We start from the raw sequence: 23,275 nt of genomic DNA, 5'->3' as shown, positions 1-23,275 counted from the left end.
GGCCGGCCGCGGGCGGCGGACGGGTCAGATGACCGCGTTGGTGTTGCGGATCTGGGTGATGGTGGAGTGCAGCGGGGACGGGGGCGGGCCCGCGTCGGAGAGCGGGGTGCCGATCCCGAACTGGACCGCGGCGCGGGTGAGGTCGGCCTTGTTGCGGAGCCTCAGCTTCTGGCGGATGCGCTGGACGTAGGTGTCGACGGTCGCCTTGGACAGGCCCAGCTTGGAGCTGATCTGCTTGTGCGTCCAGCCCTCCGCCACGAGCGCGAGGACCTGTCCCTCCCGGTCGGTGAGGCCGGCCGGGAGGTTGATCGCGGACGGGCGGCCCGGCGCGGCCGAGGGCCCGGGACCGGGCGCGGGGTCGGAATCGGGCAGGCTGAACAGTTCGCCCACGGTCGAGCCGGAGAAGAAGAAGCGGCCCCTCGCCACGATCTGCAAGGCCGCGAAGAGCGTCTCGGGTTCGGCGTCCATGTCCAGGTAGCCGTGCACCCCGGCGGCGATCAGCGAGGACAGCTGGCGGCGGTCGATCATCCGGGAGATCCCCAGGATCAGCACCCGCTGCGACCACTGGTGCACGTGGTCGAGGAAGGGCCCGTCGACGGCCGACGGAAGGCCGATGAGCAGGACCTGGATGTCGGAGGGGTCCCGCGCCAGGCGGTCCTGCACCGCCGACACGGACTGGACGGCGGTGACCGAGAACAGGTTCTCGACCGACTCCAGCGCGCTCTGGGTGCCGCGCATCAGCAGGGACCCATCGTGAAGGAGGACGATGTTGTGGGGGTCCTCAGGTGTGGAAGCGTCGCTGTTGGCAACTGGATAGACCTGAAAGCTGTGCGATGTCCGGTTCACGGTCATCTGCCCTCCATGGGAGTGGATCGTCCCAGTATCCAGCCGAGCCGGTCGGCCAGTTCGTCGACCGACTCGGTCAGGATCCACTTATGGTGCCCGATTCTCTCTTGGTCAACGCCCCCGTCGCTGTGCCGTCCCCAGCCGGCGGCGTCGTGGCCGGCGCGCGGGTCTCGCCCGCCGGTCAGCGACGTGATGGGGGATCGGACCGGTGGTCCCGGCCGATGCTCGTACTGTGCGAGGAGGCGGTAATCGGCGCGGAACGCCGGTTCGAAGACCTCGCGGAGATCCTTGAGCTGGACGATCTGTTCGGGAATTCCCCCATTCTCGATGAGCCGGTCCCAGAAGGCGCCGGACTCCAGTGGCAGTAACGCGTCCGGAGTGCGGTTCCGGAGGTGCGGCGGCGGATAGTCCGCCACGACGAGCCTGACCGGATCGGGTGCTCCGAGGTCCGCCAGCCGGCGCGCCACCAGATAGGCGAGCAGCGCGCCGGAGCAGTACCCGAACAACGCGTACGGGTGATCAGTGTGGGGCAGCAGCGCGGCGGCCAGTTCCGCCACGAGCGGCGCGAGTTCGGTGCGCGGCGGTTCGGTGAACCTGGCCTCGCGGCCAGGCAGTGCCACGCCCCACATCTCGACGCGGGCCGGGAGCCGGCGGGCCAGCCCGGCGAAGGCGGTCGGCCCGGCGCCGACGTTGGGAAAGCCGAACAGGCGCACGGCCGGACCGTTCCGAATGGGCTCGTCCGGGCCGGGGAGGCGGACCAGCCATGCCTTCGCGTCCAACGTCATCCGCGCCCCTTCCGGTGGTCAGTCGACCGGGATCGGCACGCTGCGGGCGAGCGCGCTGAATTCGGAAAGTGTGGGTGCGTCGAAGACGTCGAGCACGGAGAGTGAGATTCCGAGCCGCTCGCGGACGCGGGTCACGATGCGGGTCGCGCTGAGGGAATCGCCGCCGAGGGCGAAGAAGGTCTCGTCGGCTCCGATCGGAGCCTTCAGAACCTCCTCCCAGATCTGCCGCATCCGTGAGTTCAGGTCGTCCGGTGATGCCGCGGGGTTCGTCATCTCTCCAGGCACCCTCTCATCGGAGATGATCCGAAAGTTTGCGTGATCTTGATCAGGGTGCCCAGTCTTTCTTTGCGGGTCTCCTTTCTGGGACGTGGGTTAGGGGGATCGGTCAGAGACGTCCGAAGAGCGACTTGTCGGGCGTGATGTCCGGTTGGTCGACTCCCCTCGTGAGCCGGGTATCGATCTTCGACGATGAGACGGGGACGTTCATCACGGTGCGTAATCATGAGGGACGCCGTTCGATCTGGCCCGCGGCCAGACCGCTGCCGCGCGGCTGGCGGCCGGCCGGGTTCACCGGCCCGAAGGCCGCCTGCCTGGAGTGGATCGCCCGATCGGCGGACGTTCCCGCGGACGGGCCGGTCTCCACGGACGGGCCGGTCTCCGCGGACGGGCCGGTTCCCGGAGGCGGCCGATGACGGGGGACGGCGCCGTGCTGGCGCTCTCCGGGGTGTCCAAGACCTTCCGGCAGGGACGCCGCACCCTCGCGCAGCGGGTCCGGCGCGCCCCCGACGACCGGCGCGAGGTGTGCGCGGTCGACGGCGTCGACCTCCGGGTCGGGGCCGGGGAGATCCTCGGGCTCGTCGGGCCCAACGGCGCCGGCAAGTCGACCACCGTGCGGATGATGGCGACCCTGCTCGAACCGACCCGCGGCACCGTCGAGGTCTGCGGCGTCGACGCCGTCGCCGAGCCAGGCCGGGCCCGCCGGCACCTGGGGGTGGTGATCGGCGGCGAGCGCAGCGTCTACTGGAAGCTCACCGGCCGGGAGAACCTCGAGTACTTCGCCGCGCTCTACCACCTGCCGCCCCGCGTGATCGGGGCCCGCATCGACCAGGTGCTGCGCGACACCGACCTGCTCGACCGCGCCGGCGACTACGCCGAACGCTACTCGACGGGGATGCGGCAGCGGCTGTCGCTGGCGCGGGCCCTGCTCCAGGAACCGGCCGTGCTGCTGCTGGACGAGCCCACCTCGGGCCTGGACCCCCGGTCGGCCGCGCAGCTCCGGGAGCGGATTGCCCGGCTGCGCGAGGACGGGCGCAGCGTCCTGATCACCACGCACAACATGGAGGAGGCCGACCGGCTCTGCGACCGGATCGCCGTCATCGACCGCGGCCGGGTGGTGCGGCTCGGCGCCCCGGCCGAGCTCAAGCGCCTGGTCGAGGCCGACCAGGTCGCCCGGGTCCGGCTCCGGGTGGGGCGCTCCACGGCGGACGGCGAGCTGGTCTCGGCGGTCGGCGCGTTCGCGACGGTGGCCGACAAGCGCGCCGACGGCGCCGACGTCGACCTCGTCCTGCACCTGCCGCCGGGCACCGACCTGCTGCCCCGCCTGGTCGAGGTCGCGCAGCGGCACGACGCGGTCGTCCACAAGGTCGACATCGAGCCCGTGACGCTCCAGGACGTGTTCCTGTCCGTCACCGGTCCCGGGGCGGAGCGCGCCGGATGAACCGGCTGGAGGGCGAGGTCCGCGCCGTCGTGGCCACGACCCGCAAGGAACTGCGGCTGATGCGCCGCTACCCGGCCGAGATCGTCTCCCTCGCCCTGTGGATGCTGCTGCTCCCGCTGGCCTACATCGCGCAGGCCACGGCCCTCTCGTCGGACGCGCCCGCGTCGGTGGACGCGTTCGCCGAACGGGCCGGGACGGGCGACTTCGTCGCGTTCCTCTACCTGGGCTGGTCGGTGTACCTCTGGCTCACCGCGGTCCTGTGGGGGCCGGGTCTCGCGCTCAGGCAGGAACGCGCCCGCGGCTCCTTCGAGATCGTGTTCGCCAGCCCGGTCTCCCGGTTCACGCTCCTGTTCGGCGGCGCCCCGGCGCAGCTCGTCCCGGCGCTGGTGGTGTTCGCGAGCGCGGCGGTGTCGATGCGGCTGGTGTTCGGCGTGCCGCTCGGCTGGGGCGACCTCGCGTGCTGGCTCGCCGTCCTGCTGGTCGCGTTCCCGGCGCTGATGGCCCTCGGCGCGGTGTTCGCCACCGCATCCCTGTCGCTCCAGGACGCGGCCGGGGCGTTGCAGATCACCCGGGGCGTGTTCACGCTCCTGTGCGGCGTCACCTACCCGCTGGCGGTCCTGCCGGGCGCGCTCCGGGCGGTGGGGGAGTCCCTGCCGCCGACGCATCTGCTTGACGCGCTGCGCGCGGTCACGGTCGGATCGGGATCGCTCACGGGCGAGCTCCCGCGGCTGCTGCTCCTGCTCGCCGAGGCCGTCCCGATCGGGGCGGTCGCGATGGCGCTGCTCTGGCTCAGCGTCCGGTACGCCCGCAAGACCGGCCGGCTGGGGCTGTTCTGATGGGGAGGACCGGCCCGCTGACCTGGTACCAGGAGATGGTCTGGTGGAACCAGTACTGGAACCCGCCGGGCGAGGAGTACCCGCCGATGGGCGACGTCTGGTATCTGCCCGGCGGGCCGTCCGAGCAGGACGTCCGCGCGGCGTTCGGCGTCCTGATGGACCGGCACGAGGTGCTGCGGACGGCCATCGCCCAGGACGCCGCCGGCACGGTGTTCCAGCAGGTCGGCGCCCCCGGGACCGTGATCCCGCCGGTGTGGGCGTCCACCCTGGCCCGGCTCCGCGAGGACGTGCCGGGATGCCTCGGGACGTTCCGCCGCCCTGACCGCAGGTCGCTCGGGCGGCCCCGCTGGCGCGCGGTGCTGGGCGTCAAGGACGGCCGCGTCCTGGCGGTGGGCTTCGCGGGCGACCGGTTCCTGATGGACGCCTGGAGCGTGATCGAGCTCCGGCGCCGGTTCCTCGAGGCACTCCAGGGGCCGCCGTCGCCCGCGGGGCCGCCGTCACCGGCGGGGCCGGACGCGGAGCCGCTGAATCCCCTGGACCGGGCGGCCTGGCAGCGGTCGGACGAGGGCAGGGCCAAGGCCGGCGCGGCGCTGCTCTGGATGGAGCGGGTCCTCTCCCGCTGCCCCCCGGCGCTGTTCCCCGGCCCGGACGGACCGGCGGGGCGGCCCCGCTTCACCGCGGCCGTGCTCCGGTCCGCCGGGCTCCTCGCCGACACCGACGACGTCTGCCGCAGGCACCGGACGACCAGGCCGAGCGCGATCCTGGCCGTCCTGGCCGCGGTGCTCCGGCTGCGCACCGGGCGGCGGGCCCTCCCCGTCCGCAGCATCAGCGCCAACCGCACGTCCGCCGCCGAACGCGCGAGCCTCCTCGGGCTCTACCAGCCCGCCCACCTCGTCCTGGACATCCCCGCGGACGTGATGATGCCGGACCTGCTGGGCCAGGTCTGGCGCGAGAGCGTCAGCGCGTACCGGCACACCGAGTACCCGCCCGACGAGTTCCGCGAGCTCCTCGTCCGGCACGCCCGCGAACGCGGCTTCGCGCCCGCCTTCCAGCTCGACTTCGACTACGTGCCGGGCGGGCCGCCGGTACGGCGCGGGCACGGCCCCGGGCCGCTCGGCGCCCGTCCCGGGGCCGGGGTCTCCGTACCGATCGAGCATCGCGGAAGCGAGCAGGGGCGCGCCGGCTACTCCCTGTTCCAGGCCCAGGCCGTCGGGGAGGAGATGGCGCTGACCCTGGACGCCGACACCGCCATGCTCCCCGCCCCGGAGATCGACCGGCTGCTGTCCTGGACCGCGCTCGCCATGCGGCGGCTCGCGGCCGAGCCGGAGGTCCGCCTGTGCGACCTCGGCCGGCTGCTCAACATCGCGCCCCGGGTGAACGGACGGACCGCCGCCGAGTCCGCGCCCGGCGCACCGCCCGAGCCCGCGCCCAGCTCCGAATCCGGCGGGACGCCGGGGGCGCCGGGGACGTCGGCCGAGGCCGCGGTGACGGCGGCCATCCTCGCGACCCACCCGCTGGAACGGGTGGAACTGGCGCGGGACTACGTCGGAGCGGGCGGGCGCCTGCGCCTGGTGCCGCAGGTCGTCCACGAGCTGGCCCGGCGGGGCCACCACGGGCTGCGGGCCGAGCACGTCGAGACCCCCATGAGCCTGCGCGCGGTCGCCGCCGAGCTGCGCCCGGCCCAGGAACGGAACCCGGACCTTCCCCCGGCCCCGGAGCGGAGATGACGATGCGCGACGACACCCCGACGTCGGCCGACGACCGCGTCCGCGACATCGCCCGCGCCCGCCCGGACGACCCGGCCGTCATCGTCGTCGCCGGAGGCCGCGCCGGCGGCGCCGCCGGAAGCCGTGTGCGCGAGGACGCCGTCCTCACCTGGGACGAGCTGGACCGGGCGTCCGCCGAACTCGCGGCCCGGCTCGGGGCGCTGGCCGCCGGGGCCGTGCGGCGGCCGGTCGTCGTGATCGACGCGACCAACTCGGCGGACACCGTGATCGGTTTCGCCGCGTGCATGCGCGCCCGGATCCCGTTCCTGCCGCTGGACCCCCTGGCGCCCGCCGCCGAGGCCGGGCAGGTGATGGCGGCGCTCGCCCCGGCGCACTGGCCGGTGCGCCTGGCGGACGCACGGGACGGCGTCACCCCGCCTGAACCGCCTGCCCCGCCTGAACCGCCCGCCGCGCCTGAACCGTCCGCCCCGCCTGAACCGTCCGCCGCGCCGCGACCGTCCGCCCCGCAGGGCCCGTCCGTGCGGCCACGGCCCGGTGAGGAGGCCGGGTACCTGCTCGCCACCGGCGGTTCGTCGGGACGGCCGCGCGTGATCGCGCATCCCGCGCCGCTCGACCACGATCCGGTCCGGGTGCCCAGCATGATGCTGCGGGCGGTGGGATGGCGGCACGCGCAGCGGCAGCTCATCGCGGGGCCCCTGCACCACGCGGCGCCGTTCATGTGCTGCTGGGAGGGGCTGCTCGACGCGAACACGCTCGTCCTGCTGCCGCGGTTCGACGCGCGGGAGATGCTGCGGGCGATCGAGCGCCACCGGGTCCAGTGGGCCCAGCTCACCCCCGTCCACCTGAGGTGGGCGCTGACGGCCCTGCGCACCCAGGACGCCGACCTCGGCTCGCTGAACGCGGTGGTGCACACGGCGGCGCCGTGTCCCGCCGAGCTGAAGCGGGCCTGGATCGACCTGCTCGGCCCGGAGCGCCTCTTCGAGATCTACGGGGCGACCGAGGCGATCGGCACCACCCTCCTGCGCGGCGACGAGTGGCTCGCCCATCCCGGCTCGGTGGGCCGCGGCTTCTGCACGCAGGTGCGCGTCCTCGACGAGGACGGCGGATCGGTGCCGCCCGGCGCGGAGGGCGAGGTGTACATGCGGCGCACCGCCCGGCACGCCCCGGTCGGACGGGACGTCGCCCCGTCCGGCGGCGGGCCGTCCGGCCTCAAGCGGACCGTGGACGGCTTCTTCAGCGTCGGCGACCACGGCCGGGTCGACCGGGACGGCTACCTCCACCTCGGCGCCCGCCGGCACGACCTGGTGATCGTGGGCGGCGGCAACGTCTACCCCGCGGAGGTCGAGGCGGCGATCGCCGAGCATCCGGACGTGCTCGACGCCGCGGTGATCGGCCGGCCGGACGAGGCGCTCGGCGCGCGGCTGCTCGCCCTGGTGATCGCGCGGCCGGGCGCCGGGCTCACCGCCGAGGCGGTGTCCGCGCACGCCGAGGCGCGGCTCGCGCCGCACAAGGTGCCGTGGGACGTCCGGTTCGTCACGCGGCTGCCGCGCACGGAGGCGGGCAAGCTGCACCGCCGCAGGCTCATGGAGACGGAGGGATCAGGTGTCTGACTCGATGGCCCCGGCGGCCCGCGCCCACCCGCTCGCGACGCTGCTGGGCGCGCACCCGGAGGTGCTGGACGCCGCGGTGCTCGCCCCCGGCGCGCTGGAGGACGGCGAGGTGGCCGTGGTGGTGCCGGACGGCTACGCCAGCGGGCCCGAGCTGGCGGGCCACGTGGCCGCGGTGCTCGGCCTGGACGCGGTGCCGCCCACCATCGTCCTGCTCCCGCGAATCCCCAGGGCGGCGGACGGGACGGTGCACGTCGGGGAGCTGCGCGCCAAGCTGGAGTCCTGGCCGAGCGTGTACCGCTTCGCGCTCCCGCGCACGGCGGCCGAACGGCGGCTGGCGGAGGTCTGGTGCCGGGTGCTGGAGCGCCCGTGGATCGGCGTGCACGACGACTTCATCGAGGCCGGCGGCGACTCGCGCGCCGCCGCCGTCATCATGGCCGAGCTGGCGGGGGAGGCCGGGCCCGCGGTGTCCCTGGCGGACCTGTTCGAGCTGGCGACCATCGCGGAGCTGGCGGCCAGGATCGCCGCGGACGATGACTGACGACCTGGCCGGGGAGCTGCGCGACCTGCTGGCCCGCCGCCTCCCCGCCTACATGGCGCCCAGCGTGATCGTGGAGCTGGACGAGATGCCCCGGACCGCGGGCGGCAAGCTCGATCGCGCCGCCCTGCCGATCCCGGAGACACGTCCGGAGACGGCCCGGGGGACCGCTCCGGGGACGGCTCCGGGAACGGCGCCAGGCCGGCCCGCCGCCCCGGAAGACGAGATCGAGGCGCGGATCTCCGCCGTCCTGGCGGAGGTCCTCGGACTCGCGCGGGTCGGCGCCGACGACAACTTCTTCCTGCTCGGCGGGACGTCGGTGCACGCCGTCCAGGCCATCGCCCGCATCGCCGAACGGCTGGACGCCCGCGTGCCCGCACTGCGGTTCTTCCAGGCACCGAGTGTCCACGGGATCGCCGCCGCCGTGCGCGAAGGGAGGACGCCGTGACCGCGCAGAACGCCGTGACCGCGCAGGACGCCGTGACCGCGCAGGACGCGGCCGGGGGGCCGCTGTCGCGCGAGCAGCAGGCGATGTGGCTCCGGGAGCGGCTCATCCCGGGCACCGCGATGCACAACCTGGCCGCGGCGCACGAGATCGAGGGGCCGCTCGACGTCGCCGTCCTCACCAGGGCACTGCGGGCGCTGGCCGCCCGCCACGAGCCGCTGCGCACCTCGTTCCGGGAGGCGGGCGGCCTGCCGGTGGCCCAGGTCCACGACGGCGCGGAGCTGGAACTGGTGACCGTCGACGCGACCGGAGCAGGGACCGACTGGCGTGCGCTGGCGGAGGACGAGGCGGGCCGGCCGTTCGACCTGTCCGCCGCGCCGCTGATGCGCGCCCTGCTGATCCGGCGTTCGGAGCGCCTGGCCGTGCTCCTGCTGGTCGTCCACCACCTCGCCGCCGACGCCTGGTCGCTCGGCCTGGTGTGGGAGGAGCTCGACGCCGCCTACCGGGCCTTCCTGCACGGCCGGGCCTGGGAGCCGGAACCGCTCCCCGTCACCTACCGCGACCACGTGCGGCGGCGCCTCACCGGTGGCGCCGGGCGGGACCGCGGTGAGCTCCGGTCCTTCTGGCGGGAGAGGCTCGCCGCCGCGCCCGCCTTCTCCACCGTCCCCTCGGACCGGCCGCGTCCCGCCGAACCCACGCACGGCGGCGCGACCCTGGAGCGGACCCTCGGCCCCGACCTGCTCGACGCGGCCACGAGGCTCTCCCACCAGCGCCGCGCGTCGCTGTTCATCGTGCTGGCCGCCGCCTGGACCGCCGTGCTGTCGCGCTACGCGGGCCGCGCGGACGTCGTGATCGGCGTGCCGACGTCCGGACGGGACGACTCCGACGTCGAGCCGCTGGTCGGCCTGTTCTCCGGAGCGATCCCGCTGCGCGTCGCCGTCGGCCTGGCGGAGCCGTTCCAGGACCTGGTCATGAAGGTGCGCCGCGAGCTGTTCGATTGCCTGGAGCACCGAGACGTGTCGCCGGTCGAGCTGGTCGCCGAGACCGGCGGCCCGCGCGAGCTGTCGGCGACGCCGGTCTACCAGGTGCTCTTCAACGTCGTCCGCACGGGGCACGCGCCGTTCGCGCCCGACGGCACGAGCTGCCGCTACATGTCGGGCTTCGTCGGCGCCGTCCAGACCGACCTCTCGCTCACGGCGACCACCCCCAACTCGGGCGGGCTGCGGCTGCAACTGCACTACAGCACCGACCTGTACGACGCGGGAACGGCGGAGGGGCTGCTCGGCCACTACGAGCACTTCCTCGCGGACGCGCTGCGCCGCCCCGACGTCCCGCTCGGCGACCTCAGGATGACCGGCGGCCAGGAACCGCCCCCCGCCCCGGCCGCCTCTGCGGAGGGTGAGGCGCCCACGGCGCTGGGCCTCGTGGAACGGGTCATGGCGGACCGGCCGGACGCGCCCGCGGTGATCGACGGGAACACCGTCCTCACCTACCGGGACCTGGACGAACGCGCGGCGGCCTGCGCCGCCCGGCTCCGCTCGGCGGGCCTCGGCGCCGGGGACGTGGTGGCGCTGCACCTGGACCGGAGCGCCGACCTGGTCGCCGTCATGCTCGGCGTCTGGCGGGCCGGTGCCGCCTACCTGCCGCTCGACCCAGGCCACCCGCCCGGACGGATCGAGTCCCTGGTGACCGGCTCCGGCGCCGCCGCGGTCATCACGTCCGAGCCGCGTCCGGACGGGCCCGCGGCGCCGCGGGTCACGGTGATGACGGTCGGCGAGGTCATGGCCGGGACGGGACGCGCGCAGCCGCACGGGGCGGGCGGCGGCGGGCCGAGGAGCGGGGCCCGCGACCTGGCGTACGTCATGTACACCTCGGGGTCGAGCGGCCGTCCCAAGGGGGTCGAGGTCCCGCACCGCGCCGTCGGCCATCTCCTGCGGGCGATGGCGCGGCGCCCCGGGCTGGACGCGCGGGACGTCGTGCTCGCCCTGACCAGCCCGGCCTTCGACATCTCCCTGGTGGAACTGGTGCTCCCGCTCACCGTCGGGGCCCGCGTCGTGGTGGCGCCCCCGGCCGCGCGGCACGACCCGGAGGCGGCCGGACGGCTGGTGCGCGACCACGGCGTGACCCTCGTCCAGGCGACGCCGACGGGCTGGCGGCAGCTCCTGCTCGCTGATCCGGCCCGCTGGGGGCTGCGCCGCGTGTGGTGCGGCGGCGAGGCGCTGGACGCGGCGCTGGCGGACCGGCTCGCGGGCCTCGCCCCGGAGGTGTGGAACCTCTACGGCCCCACCGAGACGACCGTGTGGTCGCTCGCCGAGCGGGTCCGGCCGGGGCGCGACCACGTCCCGATCGGCACGCCGATCGGGGACACCTCGGTGCTGGTCCTGGACCGCTGGAACGAGCCCGCGCCGCCCGGAGTGCCCGGCGAGCTGTGCATCGGGAACGCCGGGGTGGCCACCGGCTACCGCGGCCGGCCGGACCTGACCGCCGACCGGTTCGTCCCCGACCCGTCCGGCGGGCCCGGGGCCGTGCTGTACCGCACCGGCGACCTGGTCCGCCGCCGGGCGGACGGCGGCCTGGAGTTCCTGGGGCGGCTCGACCGGCAGGTCAAGCTGCACGGGCACCGGATCGAGCCCGCGGAGATCGAGGCGGTGCTCCGGGAGCACGGCGACGTCCGCGACGCCGCCGTCGTCCTGCGCGAGGACGTTCCGGGCGATCCGCGGCTGGTCGCCTACGTGACCGCGCACCGGGCGGGAGGCGCCCGATGACCGCGCCCTGGTCGCTGTTCGGGCGGTTCGCCGCGGCGGCGGAGCGGCATGCCGACGCGTCCGCCCTGGAGATCGGCGGTGAGGCGTGGAGCTACCGGGACCTCGACCGGGCCGCCGCGCGCCTCGCCGGGCTGCTCGTCGAACGGCACGGGGGGACGCCGCCGCGGCGGATGGGCGTGCTCTGCGGGCGCACGTTCCTCGCCTACGCCGGATACCTCGCGGGACTCCGGCTGGGCGCGACGATCGTCCCGCTGAACCCGGCGGTCCCCGCCGAGCGCAACCGGCTGGTGGCCGAGGCGACCGGGCTCGACCTGATCCTGGCGGACGGCTCGAGCTGCGGCGGGGCGCGGACCGGGCACCTCGGCGCCGTGGCGTCGGCGACCGGCGCGACGGTGGTGGCGCTGCCCGGCGTCCCGCCGACCGGGGACGAGGGGCCGCCGCCGTCGCCGGCCGCGCGCGCGGACGTCGTCTACACGCTCTTCACCTCGGGCTCGACCGGCAGGCCCAAGGGCGTGCCGGTGACGCACGCCAACGTGGACGCGTTCCTGGACTCGTCCGCCGCGTGCTGGCCGATCGGACCGGGCGACCGGCTCTCGCTCACCTTCGACCTGACCTTCGACCCCTCGGTGTTCGTCCTCTTCCACGGGTGGGGGAGCGGCGCGACCGTGGTCGTCCCGGCCGGGAACGAGGCGCTCCGGCCGTCGGTCCACGTCAACCGCCGCCGCATCACGCACTGGTTCTCGGTCCCCTCGGCGGTGACGTTCGCCCTGCGTGCCCGCGACCTGCGCCCCGGCAGCATGCCCGGCCTGCGCCGGACCCTGTTCGGAGGCGACCGGCTGACCGCGGAGCAGGCGGCGGCCTGGGCGGACGCGGCGCCCGGCAGCGTCATCGAGAACACCTACGGCCCCACCGAGGCCACCGTCTTCTGCATGACCTACCGGCTGCCGGACGACCGGCGGCTCTGGCCCCGGACGTCCAACGGGACGGTGCCCATCGGGTCGCCGCTGCCGACGGTGGAGCACCTGGTCCTCGACGCGGCGGGCCGCCCGGCGGATGAGGGGGAGCTGATCCTGCGCGGCCCGCAGCGGTTCCCCGGCTACCTGGACCCCGGGGACGACCCCGGCCGGTTCCTCCGCCGCGAGGCGGGCCCCCGCCCGTCCCGGGCGCCCGCGCCGTCCGACCCGGAGTGCTGGTACCGCACCGGGGACCGGGTCCGGTTGGAGGACGGCCGGATCGTCCACCTCGGGCGCACCGACGATCAACTGAAGGTCCGGGGGTACCGGGTCGAGCCGGGCGAGATCGAGGCGGTCCTGCGGCGGCATCCGCAGGTGCGCGACGCGGTGGTGCTCGGCACCGCGGACCAGGGGTTGGCGGCGGCCTACACGGGCCGTCCGGTGCCCGCCCGCGACCTGGTCGAGCTGGTGCGCGGCGCGCTGCCCGCCTACATGCTGCCAACGCGTTTCCGGTATCGGCGGACGCTCCCGGTGAACGGCAACGGGAAGGTGGACCGCGGCCGGCTGGCGGCCGAGCTGGAACAACCCCCGGACGGACGAGAGGCACACCCATGAAAGGCACCCTGGTCTCACTCGATCAGTGCTCGCCCGCCGACTACGAGCGGCTCGCGAAATGGCTGGCCGCGGAATCGAGCTGGTACGCGTCGGGCCGTCCGAAACTGATCTCCGCCGAGGATCTCAGGAACGAGAACCAGCACGGCGACACCCATTTCATGATGGTGGTGGAGAACAGCAGCAAGCGGCGCGTCGGGGTCGTCACCTGGACCCGCAAGGAAGAGTACGAGGGCAGCTACTCGATCGGAACCGGAGTGGGTGAGAAGGACCAGTTCAATCACGGCTACGCGGCCGAGGGCGGGCTGCTGCTGCTCGTCTACCTGTTCCACGCGATGAACGCGCACCGAGTGGAACTCCTCTACGGCCTGTACAACAAGAACGTGGTCCCGATCCTGGCCCAGTGGGGCGTGACGGTGGAGGGCGTGCTCCGCGATTACTTCTTCCTGGACGGCGAGTACCACGACGCGGTGCTGTGCTCGATCCTGCGCGACGAGTTCTACCGGGGCATCGCGGCGGCGGGCCTGTCGGACATGCTCGACTCGATCCCGCGGCGGGAGAAGGAGGAGGCCCGCGCCCTGATCGGGGACCTGCTGGCGAAGATCCCCGGCGGCCGGCCGGCCGACCTGGTGGCCCGCCCGCGGCCCGCCGGCCCGGTCCACCACGACACCGGGCAGGACCGGGAACGGGCCCCGGAGCGCGCCGCCGGCGCCAAGTAGGACACGCAAAGTAAGACTGGCCCGGGTCGCGCTGGAAATGGTGGTATTGAGGCCGTGGACGATCTGGAACGATCGGTGGTCGAGACCGTCCGGAAAGCCTGGGCCGCCCGGCTCGGCACCGGAGACTTCGGCACCGACGACAATTTCTTCGAGTTCGGCGGGACGTCTCGCATGGTCGCCGCGGTCTGCGCCGACCTGGCGGTCGCGCTGGACCGCGAGATACCGCTCGTGGCGTTCTATGAGAATCAGAACATTCGCGCTCTGGCGCATTTTCTGGTCCATGGTGAGACGGCGCCCCAGGGGCTTCCCGAACGGGTGCGCCGCGCGATGGTCAACCAGAGGCAGCGGGCGTTGCGCGCCGCGGCCAGAGCCGGTCGGACGGAAGGCTGAATGGCGATGGACACCGACCTCCGCGAGAACGATATCGCGATCACCGGTCTGGCGTGCCGGTTCCCGGGCGCGAACAACGCCCGCGAATACTGGAACAACCTGGCGAAGGGCGTCGAGTCGATCACGTTCCTGACCGACGACGAGCTCCGCGCGAACGGGGTGTCCGAGTCCGACATCAACGATCCGGACTACGTCAAGGCGTGCCCCCTGATCGACGACATGGACGGCTTCGACGCCGCGTTCTTCGGCTACACCGCCCGGGACGCGCAGATCAGGGACCCCCAGGGCCGGCTGTTCCTGGAGACCTGCCACACCGCCCTGGAGGACGCCGGGTACGACGTCGGGCGGTACGACGGCACGGTGGGCGTGTTCGGCGGCGGCGGCCAGTACACCTACGGCTACACCAACGCCTACCGCAACAGCGCCGCGTACAGCGCCGCCGGCGGGATGAGCATCGCGACCGCCACCGACCCCGACTACCTCACCACCACGGTGTCGTACCGGCTCGGGTTGCAGGGGCCGAGCTTCACCGTCCAGACCGCGTGCTCGACCGCGCTGGTGGCCATCCACCTCGCCTGCCAGGCGCTGCGGATGGGCGAGTGCGACATGGCGCTCGCGGGCGCCGTGGACGTCCGGCTGCCCTACGGCCGGGGCCACCGGCGGGTGGACGGGGGCATCGGCTCGGCGGACGGCCACGTCCGCGCCTTCGACGCCAAGGCGTCCGGCACCGTGTTCGGGACCGGCGCCGGGGTGCTGACCCTGAAGCGGCTGGAGGAGGCCAGGGCCGACGGCGACCACGTGTACGCGGTGATCCGGGGCTCGGCGATCAACAACGACGGGGCCGCCCGCGCGGGCTTCACCGCGCCCGGCGTCGAGGGGCAGACCAAGCTGGTGATGGAGGCGCTGGCGGTCGCCGAGGTCGGCCCCGAGTCGATCGGGTACGTCGAGGCGCACGGGACCGGCACCCTGGTCGGGGACCCCATCGAGGTGACCGCGCTGACCAACGCGTTCCGCGCGGCGGGCGCGGTGGCCGACCAGTACTGCGTGCTCGGGTCGGTCAAGCCGAACGTCGGCCACCTCGGCGCCGCGGCGGGCGTCGCCGGGATCATCAAGGCGTGCCTGGCGATCGAGAAGGGCGAGATCCCGCCGACGCTGCACTTCGAGGAGCCCAACCCCGGCATCGACTTCGCGGCGAGCCCCTTCTACGTCAACACCGCGCTCGAACCCTGGACGGGGCTGCGGCGGGCCGGGGTGAGCTCGTTCGGCATCGGCGGCACCAACGCCCACGTCGTGCTGGAGCAGCCGCCGGACGCCGTCGCGAGGCACGCCGGGCGGCGGGCGGCCGGGCCGTACATCCTGCCGCTGTCCGCGCGGACGGCGACCGCGCTCGACGCGGCGGCCGGGCTGCTCGCCGAGCATCTGAAGTCCGCGGGCGACGCCCCGCTGGCCGATGTCGCCTGGACTCTCCAGCACGGCCGCCGGCAGTTCCCGCACCGCCGGACGGTCGTGGCGGCCACCGCGGGCGAGGCCGCCGCCGCGCTCGACGAGGCCCGCGGCTCCGGCGGAGCCTCGAAGGCCGCGGGCAACGGGCGCGGCGTCGCGTTCCTGTTCCCCGGGCAGGGGGCGCAGTACCCCGACATGGGACGCGGCCTCTACCGCGCCGAGGAGGTCTTCCGCCGGGAGGTGGACCGCTGCGCGGAGGCGCTGACCCCGTTCCTGGACGGCGCCGACCTCCGCGACCTCATGTACACGGGCGACGACGCGGCGGCGGCCGAGAGGCTCGGCCGGACGCGGTTCGCGCAGCCGGCGCTGTTCGTCGTCGAGTACGCGATGGCCGCCCTGTTCGAGTCCTGGGGGATCGTCCCCGAGGCGATGCTCGGCCACAGCATCGGGGAGTACACCGCGGCGTGCCTCGCCGGCGTCTTCTCCGTGGAGGACGCGCTGTCGCTGGTGGCCGCGCGCGGCGAGCTCATGCAGAGCATGCCGCCCGGCGCCATGCTGGCCGTCCCGCTCCCCGAACGGCTGATCGCGCCCATGCTCCTCGGCGGCGCGGAGGTCGCCGCGGTCAACGGCCCCGAGGTCACGGTGGTGGCCGGCCCGGAGACGGCGATCGGCGCGCTGGAGCGGCGGCTGGCCGGGTGGGGGGCGCGGGGCCGGCGGCTGACGACCTCGCACGCCTTCCACACCGGGATGATGACCCCGATCCTCGAACCGTTCCGCGAGCGGGTCGCGGCCGTCACCCTGAACGAGCCGGAGCTGCCCTTCCTGTCCAACCTCACGGGCACCTGGATCACTCCGGGGCAGGCGACCGATCCCGGCTACTGGGCGGACCACCTGCGCGGCACCGTCCGCTTCGCGGACTGCGTGGAGACGCTCGGCGCGTCCGCGGACCGGGTGCTGCTGGAGGTCGGGCCCGGACGGACGCTGACCACCCTCGCCCGCGGCGTCCTCGGCGCCCGCGTCCCGATGGCGGGCTCGATGCGGCACCCCCTGACCGAGAGCGACGACGAGACCCTGGCGCTGGAGGCCGCCGGACGCCTCTGGAGCTCCGGTGTGGACCTCGACTGGGACGCGATCACCCGAGGCCGCACCTCGGACGCGGACGCGGACGGGGACGGGGACGGGCAGGAGGCCGGGGGCCGGACGGGCCGCCGCACCCCGCTGCCCACCTACCCCTTCGAGCGGCAGCGGTTCTGGCTGGACCCCGACCCCTCGGACTCCGGCACCGGCACCGGCTCGCGGGACGCCGAGGAGGACGACGGCCGCGTCCTGCCGATCGACGAGGCCGTCTACACCCCGATCTGGGTCGAGCGCCCGCTGCCGCCGGCGGTCCCGGACGTCCCGCCGGACTCCAGGTGGCTGGTGCTGACGCCGGGCGCCGGACCCGTCGACGAGCTGGCCGTCCTGCTGGCCGAGGCCGGCGCGGCCGTCACCACGGTGTCGGCGGGCCCGGAGTTCGCCGAGACGGAGCCGGGCCGGTTCACCGTCCGCGCGGCCGAGCGCGCCGACTTCGAGTCGCTGCTCGACCGGCTCGGCGGCGACGCCCTGCCGACCCACGTCGTGCACGGCTGGACGGCGACCGGGCCCGAGGACCGGTGCCTGAGCCCCGCGGTCGTGGACGAGGTGTCCGAGCGGGGCTTCTACTCGCTCATGCATCTCGCGCAGGCGCTGGAGGTGCAGGTCGCCGACCATCCGATCCAGGTGCTGGCCGTCAGCACCAACCTCCAGGAGGTGTCGGGCGGGGACCGGGTGGAGCCCGGCAAGGCGCTGCTGCTCGGCCCGACCATCCTGATGAACAGCGAGCTCGGCGGGATCGCCTGCCGCAGCGTCGACCTCGCCGCGCCCGCCCGGCTCCCCGCGCGGACGCTGGCGGGGCAGCTCCTCCGGGAGGCGCTGGCCGGGACCGACGACCAGCAGGTGGCGTGGCGCGGCCTGAAGCGCTGGGCCTGGTCCTACACCGGCGTCCCGGTCGAGATCCCGGCGGAGCGCCCGGCCGTCCTGCGCGAGGGCGGGACCTACCTCATCACCGGCGGGCTCGGCGGCATCGGCCTCACCACGGCCGCGGAGCTGGCCGGCGCCTGCCGGGCCAACCTGGTCCTGGTGGGCCGGTCGCCGCTGCCCGACCGGGCCGGCTGGCCGGACCTGATCGCCGACGAGGGCGGCGACGAGATGCTGCGCCGCCGGCTCCAGAGCCTGACCGCACTGGAGGAGGCGGGCGCCGAGGTCATGGTGCGCGCCTGCGACGTGACCGACGAGGCCGCGCTCGGCGCCGTCGTCGCGGAGGCCGCCGACCGGTTCGGCGAAATCGACGGGGTGTTCCACGCCGCCGGCGTCGCCGGCGGCGGGATGCTCGCGGTGCGGGACCGGGAGGACGCGCGCCGGGTGCTCGCGCCGAAGGTGGCCGGCACGCTCGCGCTGCACCGCGTCCTCGGCGGCCGGACCGGCTTCATGGTCCTGTTCTCGTCGATCACCTCGGTGGTCGGCGACTTCGGGCAGGTCGACTACTGCGCGGCCAACTGCTTCCTCGACGCGTTCGCCCGCCAGCGGTCCGGGCTCGGCGAGGCGGTCCTGTCGATCAGCTGGGCCGCGTGGCGCGACGTCGGGATGGCGGTCGACTCCGCCCGCATCACCCCCAACGTGTTCCGGGAGCTGCGCGGCGGCAAGTGGTCCGAGCCGGTGGACCACCCCCTGCTCGGACGCCGGCTGCACGACCTGACGGGCGACGCGGTCTTCTCCACCGTGCTCGGCCCCGAGTCGCACTTCGCCCTCACCGACCACCGCATCGGCGGCGTGCCCATCCTGCCCGGCTCGGCCTGCCTGGAGATGATCCGGGCGGCGGTCGAGATCGTGGACGGCGGCCCGGCCGGCGACGTCGAGCTCACCGACGTGGTGTTCCTCGGGCCGGTGGCGGTGCGGACCGAGCAGGAACTGAGGATGGTGCTCAGGCCCGCCGCCGACGGCCACGACGTCACCATCAGCGTCGCGCCCGCGGAGAGCACGGAGGCCGACTGGGTGGAGCGGGTCCGGGCGCACGTCCGCACGGTGCCCGCCGAGCCCGCGCCGGTGCACGACCCGGAGGCCGCGCGCGCCGGGTGCACCGACTTCAGTTTCGAGCCGGAGCCGGGCTTCGAGTCGCGCGGCATCGTCTCGTTCGGGCCGCACTGGTACAGCATCGAGCGCATCGACGTGGGCCCGCGCAGGCAGTTCGGGACCGTCGACCTGCCCGCCGAGTTCCACGGCGAGTGCGACCAGTACACGCTGCACCCGGCGCTGTTCGACGACGCCGTGTCCAACGCCCGCATCATCAAGGGCATCAGGAAGGGGCACAAGTACCTCCCCTTCGGCTACCGCCGGATCCTCGTCCGCGCGCCCCTGCCGCCGCGCTTCCACGTGGACCTGCGGGAGCTCGACGACGGGGAGGGGGAGGTCGTCGTCGCCGACATCTCCGTCCTCGCCGAGGACGGCACGGAGCTGATCGCGATCGAGGAGTACTCGCTCCGCCGGGTGGACCCGGACGCCGTCGAGGCCGACACCGCGGCGGACCCCGGCGTCGCCCGCGCGCGGGACACCGCGCCGGGACGGGAGGACGCGCCGCCCGCGCCGAGCGACACCACCGATTGGCTGATCACCCCGGCGGCCGGCATGAGCGCGCTCCGCGCCCTGCTGCACACCTGGGCGGCGCCGCACCTGGTGGTGTGCCCGGAGGGCCTGACGGCCAACCTGCGCCGGGTGCGGTCCCTCACCGGCGACGTGATCGAAAAGGAGCTCGGCGAGGCCGAGACGCTCCTCAACACCGCGCAGGGCGCCGAGCGGATGCTCGACACGCCCTACGCCGAACCGGAGACCGCGTTGCAGCAGCAGATCGCGGACTACTGGGCGGCGGCCTTCGGGGTCCAGCGGGTCGGCCTGGACGACGACTTCGCCGAGCTGGGCGGCAACTCCCTGATGGCCGTCCAGCTCGCGTGGCGCATCCGCCAGCACTTCGACGTGGAGGTCACGGTCGCCCGGCTGTTCCGGCGGCCGACCGTGCGCACCCTCGCCGGCCTGGTGGAAGAGGAACTGGCCGGATCCGGATCCGTTTAGAGAGAGGTTCGCGACAATGACGAGTTCCTTCGTGGTGGACGGGCAGGAGCGGGCCTGGAGCCCGATGCTGCTCGGGCCGGGCTCGCACGGCCTGAGGACGACCGTCGACCGGGTCCGGCTCGCCGAGGAGGCCGGGGTCGACCAGCTCTGGCTGGGCCAGAACCCCGACGACCACGACGTGGGCGTCATGGCCGCCGGCTGCCTCGCGGCGACCACGTCCCTGCGCGTCGGCACCGCCGTGGCGCCGATCCCGAGCCGGCACCCGGTGGCCATGGGGCAACTCGCCACCGGCCTGGCCGACCTGTCCGGCGACCGCTTCCTGCTCGGCCTCGGCGCCGGCCACCCGTTCATCAACGAGTTCGTGCTCGGCCTGCCGCCGGTCCCGCCGGTGGCGGGCATGCGCGAGTACCTCACCATCCTGCGGACCTACCTCCAGGAGGGCCGGGTCGACTTCGCCGGCGCCCACTACGGCGCGCACGCCTCCAACGCCGGCGCGTACGGGCCGCGGGTCCCGGTCTACCTGGGCGCGATGCGGCCCAAGATGATCCAGGTCGCGGTGCGGCAGGCGGAGGGGCTGCTGCTCTGGCTCACCCCGCCCCGCTACATCGAGGAGCACGTCCTGCCCGTGGTGCGGGAGACGTGCGCCGAGATCGGACGCGACCCGGCGGCGTTCCCCATCCTCGCCGGGGTCCCGGTCTATCTGCCCGACGACCACCCGAACCTGTACGCCGACCTGGAGGGCATGCTCACGCAGTACGCGATGATGCCGTCCTACCGGCACGTGATGGAGGCGTCCGGCCACGCGGACCGGCTCGCCGGCGGCGAGCTGGGCCGGGAGATGATCGACGACCTGGCGATCGTCGGCGACCCGGACGAGGTGGCCGCGCGGCTGGAGGAGTACCGGGCGATCGGCTGCGTCCCGCTGCCCGCCGCCGCGGTCGGCGCCGCCCCCCTCCAGCTCGACGGCGCCGAGGCGTTCGCCCGGTTCGCCAAGGCCGTGTGCGTTGGCTGACCCGGTCGCGCCGCCGCCGCTGTGGACCAGGTTCGCCGGCGGGGCCGCCGATCCCCGTGTCGTGCTGCTGTGCCTGCCCTTCGCGGGCGGCGGCGCGCTGGCCTACCGCACGTGGGCCCGCGCGCTCGGACCGGACGGCGTCGCGGTGTGGCCGGTGCAGCTCCCCGGCCGCGAGGACCGCTTCGAGGAGGACGCGTACGAGGATCTGCCGGCGCTGGTCTCCACCCTGCTCGCCGAGTTCGGGCCCCGCCTGGACGGCCGGCCCTACGCCCTGTTCGGTCACAGCATGGGCGGCGGGATCGCGCTCGAGCTCGCCCGGGAGGCCCGGCGGCGGGGGATGCCGGAGCCGGTCCGGATGTTCCTGTCCGCGTCCCGGCCCCCGAACCGTCCCGACCCCGACGCGCCGCGGTACGACCTGCCGAGGGACCGGTTCGTCGAGCAGCTCCGCAAGTACGACGCGACCTCGGTCCTGCTCGACCGGCCGGACCTGCTCGAGGTGTTCCTGCCCAAGCTGCGGGCCGACTTCGCGCTCGTGGAGAGGCACCGGTACCGGTCCGAGCCGCCCCTGGCCTGCCCGTTCACCGTCCTCGGCGGCCTGGACGACGGCGCCGTCCCCCCGAACGTGCTCCCCGCCTGGGCCGACTACACCAGCGGCGGCACCGAGGTCCGCCTGGTCGGCGGGCCCCACTTCTTCCTCGAATCCGCGCGGGACGTCGTGCTGAAGGTGATCCGCACCCGTCTGGAGAGCGTGGCGGCGGCATGACCCCCGGGCTGCGGGACGCGTCGGGCGGCGGGCCGGGCGACGCCCCGGGCGGGATGGGCCCCGGGCTGCGCGCGCTGCTGGCGGTGACGCGCAAGGAGTTGCGCGTCCTGCGGCGCTACCCGCTGAGCCTGCTGAACTCGCTGCTGCTCACGCCGCTCTACCAGCTCGTCCTGCCGGCCGTGCTGCTCGGCGCGGCGTTCCTGGTCCACGGGCGGGCGCTCGGGATGAGCGCGCTCACCGGCACGACGGACTTCGGCGGCTGGCTCGCGATCGGGCTGGTGGGCGCGATCCTCACCGGCACCGTCCTGTCCGGCCCGGCGCAGGCGATGGCGGGGGAGCGCAACCTCGGCACGCTCGAGCAGGCGTGGACGATGCCGGTGAGCCGCAGCGCCCTGGTGCTCGGCTACATGGGCGGCATGATGGCGCTGAGCCTGCTCAGCGCGCTGACGATGGTCGGCGCCATCGCGCTGCTGTTCGGCGTCCACTACCAGTGGACCGCCGTGCTGTCCTTCGCGGTGCTGGCGGCGCTGCTCCCCGGGCTGGTCGGCATGGGCTTCCTCAGCGCCTCGCTCGTCCTGCTCTGGCGGCAGGCCCTCGGCGTGACCGAGAACCTGGGCTACGTCGTCACGGTCATGTCCGGCGTCACCTTCCCGGTCGCGGTGATCTCCAGCGCGCTCCAGCCGGTGTCGTACCTCATCCCGACCACCTGGGCGATCGACCTGGCCCGGTACCTCGCGCTCGGCACGACCCCGTTCGTGCCGCCGGGCGCCGAGGCCGGCGCGCTCGTCCTCACCTCGGCCGGGTACCTGTGGGCGGGCCGGCGGCTGTTCGCCCGGGTGGAGCGGAAGGTGCGGCTGGAGGGGACGGTGGCCCAGCATTGACCGCCGTCTGCTTAATGTGTCCCCCCTCCTGGGTCATCGCTTCGAAGAATGTCGATATTCCGGGCCGATGGTTAGGATCCGATCATGCCGGTGCCGCGCGAAATGAATCCGCCCGGAAATTCCCCGGACCCCTGGGGCGGGCTTCGCCAGATATTTCCCGAGGGTGAGATCTTCGTCGTCACCGACGACGCCGAATTGGGAGCACACACGGCCGGGCTCGGGCTGGCGACGGCCCTTCTCGGCGAGGTGGCGGAGCTGCCGGACGGGGCGAGCGTCGTCCTGCTCCTGCGCAACAGCCTGGTGAGCCGCGACATCCGGCGCATGTTCCGGCGGTTCGGGGTGCTGCTGGTCCCCATCGCCAGTTTCGACCCCGCGCTCGACGTCGCCCGGTACACCTTCGACCTGGTCCGGCACACCGACTACGAGCGGGCCTGCGAGTGGAACCGCTACTGGGCGAGGAACATCGCCGGCCAGCCCGGACCGCTCGTCTTCACCGGTCACGGCACCGGCCTGGAGTGCGCGTTCGGCGACGACATCAGCGCCGACGCCTGGATGAACACCCGCATCGACGTGGGCAAATGGATCAGCGTCGCGAGCTACTGCGAGTTCTCCCTCACCGCGCCGTCCACCCGCGACTGGCGCGGGACATTCGACCTCAACGGCACGGTCGTCGCGTCCGGGCTGCTGGTCGCGCAGGACGCGCGGGCCCGCGAGCCGGGCGCCGCGCGGGTCCGCCGGGCCCGGCGGCTGCGCGCCGAGATGGTCGCGCGCGGGCCCATGACGCTGCGCCTGCGCGAGGGCGTGCTCGCCTCCGTCGAGGCCGGGGGAGTGGATTTCACCGACGCCCTGAGCGAGGTGACCAATCCCGATTATGAGCTGCACACGCTGGAACTGGGAATCGGAACCAACATGAGCCTGCTCCCGCGGGTGGACTGGACGTTCAACTCTCAGCTGAACGAGGGGGCCGGCCCGGTACACCTGGGATTCGGAGAAGGCATCACGGGCGCTCACATGGACTTCATTGTCGCCGAATGTGAGCACCGGTTCGAGGGCGACGGTGTGGTGCAGCAAAGTCATGCCCAACCGGTGTGAGAAA

The 23,275-nt window shown here is 74.3% G+C and carries 19 protein-coding genes; 16 read left to right on the top strand and 3 right to left on the bottom strand.

Annotated features, from left to right (window positions below; genetic code table 11):
- Window positions 1-24: 24 nt before the first annotated feature.
- The 3 genes from QP090_RS24630 to QP090_RS24620 form a co-directional block, all read right to left on the bottom strand.
- Window positions 25-738, bottom strand: coding sequence for a helix-turn-helix transcriptional regulator (locus QP090_RS24630; protein ID WP_285941693.1), 714 nt, complete (start codon window positions 736-738; stop codon window positions 25-27).
- Between the two features lie 110 nt (window positions 739-848).
- The gene (locus QP090_RS24625) at window positions 849-1,631 is read right to left on the bottom strand and encodes a thioesterase II family protein (RefSeq protein WP_285941691.1); all 783 of its coding nucleotides are present in this window, start codon (window positions 1,629-1,631) and stop codon (window positions 849-851) included.
- A gap of 18 nt (window positions 1,632-1,649) precedes the next feature.
- Window positions 1,650-1,904 carry a phosphopantetheine-binding protein gene (locus tag QP090_RS24620; RefSeq protein ID WP_285941689.1) on the bottom strand — a complete coding sequence of 85 codons (255 nt, stop codon included), beginning with the start codon at window positions 1,902-1,904 and terminating at the stop codon, window positions 1,650-1,652.
- A 146-nt stretch (window positions 1,905-2,050) separates the two neighbouring features.
- On the opposite strand from QP090_RS24620, the gene QP090_RS24615 reads away from it, so the two are divergent.
- The 16 genes from QP090_RS24615 (at window position 2,051) to QP090_RS24540 (ending at window position 23,271) form a co-directional block, all read left to right on the top strand.
- Window positions 2,051-2,323, top strand: coding sequence for an MbtH family protein (locus QP090_RS24615; RefSeq protein WP_285941687.1), 273 nt, complete (start codon window positions 2,051-2,053; stop codon window positions 2,321-2,323).
- Window positions 2,320-3,348: an ABC transporter ATP-binding protein gene (locus tag QP090_RS24610; RefSeq protein ID WP_285941685.1), complete on the top strand. Its 1,029-nt coding sequence runs from the start codon at window positions 2,320-2,322 to the stop codon at window positions 3,346-3,348. Before QP090_RS24615 ends, QP090_RS24610 begins: the two co-directional genes overlap by 4 nt.
- Window positions 3,345-4,184, top strand: coding sequence for an ABC transporter permease (locus QP090_RS24605; RefSeq protein ID WP_285941683.1), 840 nt, complete (start codon window positions 3,345-3,347; stop codon window positions 4,182-4,184). The genes QP090_RS24610 and QP090_RS24605 overlap by 4 nt, the downstream gene beginning before the upstream one ends.
- Complete coding sequence (locus QP090_RS24600) at window positions 4,184-5,911, top strand: condensation domain-containing protein (RefSeq protein WP_285941681.1); 1,728 nt, start codon at window positions 4,184-4,186, stop codon at window positions 5,909-5,911. The genes QP090_RS24605 and QP090_RS24600 overlap by 1 nt, the downstream gene beginning before the upstream one ends.
- A 2-nt stretch (window positions 5,912-5,913) precedes the next feature.
- Window positions 5,914-7,521: an AMP-binding protein gene (locus QP090_RS24595; RefSeq protein WP_285941679.1), complete on the top strand. Its 1,608-nt coding sequence runs from the start codon at window positions 5,914-5,916 to the stop codon at window positions 7,519-7,521.
- The gene (locus tag QP090_RS24590) at window positions 7,514-8,059 is read left to right on the top strand and encodes a phosphopantetheine-binding protein (protein ID WP_285941678.1); all 546 of its coding nucleotides are present in this window, start codon (window positions 7,514-7,516) and stop codon (window positions 8,057-8,059) included. The genes QP090_RS24595 and QP090_RS24590 overlap by 8 nt, the downstream gene beginning before the upstream one ends.
- Window positions 8,052-8,504, top strand: a complete 453-nt coding sequence (locus tag QP090_RS24585; RefSeq protein WP_285941676.1) for a phosphopantetheine-binding protein — start codon at window positions 8,052-8,054, stop codon at window positions 8,502-8,504. The genes QP090_RS24590 and QP090_RS24585 overlap by 8 nt, the downstream gene beginning before the upstream one ends.
- Window positions 8,501-11,266: a non-ribosomal peptide synthetase gene (locus QP090_RS24580; protein ID WP_285941674.1), complete on the top strand. Its 2,766-nt coding sequence runs from the start codon at window positions 8,501-8,503 to the stop codon at window positions 11,264-11,266. Before QP090_RS24585 ends, QP090_RS24580 begins: the two co-directional genes overlap by 4 nt.
- Window positions 11,263-12,834 carry an AMP-binding protein gene (locus QP090_RS24575; protein WP_285941672.1) on the top strand — a complete coding sequence of 524 codons (1,572 nt, stop codon included), beginning with the start codon at window positions 11,263-11,265 and terminating at the stop codon, window positions 12,832-12,834. Before QP090_RS24580 ends, QP090_RS24575 begins: the two co-directional genes overlap by 4 nt.
- Window positions 12,831-13,550, top strand: a complete 720-nt coding sequence (locus QP090_RS24570; protein WP_285941670.1) for a GNAT family N-acetyltransferase — start codon at window positions 12,831-12,833, stop codon at window positions 13,548-13,550. Before QP090_RS24575 ends, QP090_RS24570 begins: the two co-directional genes overlap by 4 nt.
- 54 nt (window positions 13,551-13,604) lie before the next feature.
- Window positions 13,605-13,940, top strand: a complete 336-nt coding sequence (locus tag QP090_RS24565; protein WP_285941668.1) for a phosphopantetheine-binding protein — start codon at window positions 13,605-13,607, stop codon at window positions 13,938-13,940.
- A complete protein-coding gene (locus QP090_RS24560; protein WP_285941666.1) occupies window positions 13,941-19,523 on the top strand; it encodes a type I polyketide synthase in 5,583 nt (1,860 codons plus the stop codon). It abuts the gene before it with no gap.
- A 16-nt stretch (window positions 19,524-19,539) separates the two neighbouring features.
- A complete protein-coding gene (locus QP090_RS24555) occupies window positions 19,540-20,535 on the top strand; it encodes an LLM class flavin-dependent oxidoreductase (RefSeq protein WP_285941665.1) in 996 nt (331 codons plus the stop codon).
- Window positions 20,528-21,298, top strand: coding sequence for a thioesterase II family protein (locus QP090_RS24550; protein ID WP_285941663.1), 771 nt, complete (start codon window positions 20,528-20,530; stop codon window positions 21,296-21,298). The genes QP090_RS24555 and QP090_RS24550 overlap by 8 nt, the downstream gene beginning before the upstream one ends.
- A complete protein-coding gene (locus QP090_RS24545) occupies window positions 21,295-22,179 on the top strand; it encodes an ABC transporter permease (RefSeq protein WP_285941661.1) in 885 nt (294 codons plus the stop codon). Before QP090_RS24550 ends, QP090_RS24545 begins: the two co-directional genes overlap by 4 nt.
- An 84-nt stretch (window positions 22,180-22,263) precedes the next feature.
- The gene (locus tag QP090_RS24540) at window positions 22,264-23,271 is read left to right on the top strand and encodes a CgnE/CgnB domain-containing protein (protein WP_285941660.1); all 1,008 of its coding nucleotides are present in this window, start codon (window positions 22,264-22,266) and stop codon (window positions 23,269-23,271) included.
- The last annotated feature ends 4 nt before the right edge of the window (window positions 23,272-23,275 follow it).

The organism is Actinomadura xylanilytica (genome assembly GCF_030283145.1).
GTDB lineage: Bacteria > Actinomycetota > Actinomycetes > Streptosporangiales > Streptosporangiaceae > Spirillospora > Spirillospora xylanilytica.
The sequence above is the reverse complement of the archived record's forward strand: the minus strand, read 5'-3'. Positions and strand labels throughout refer to the sequence as shown.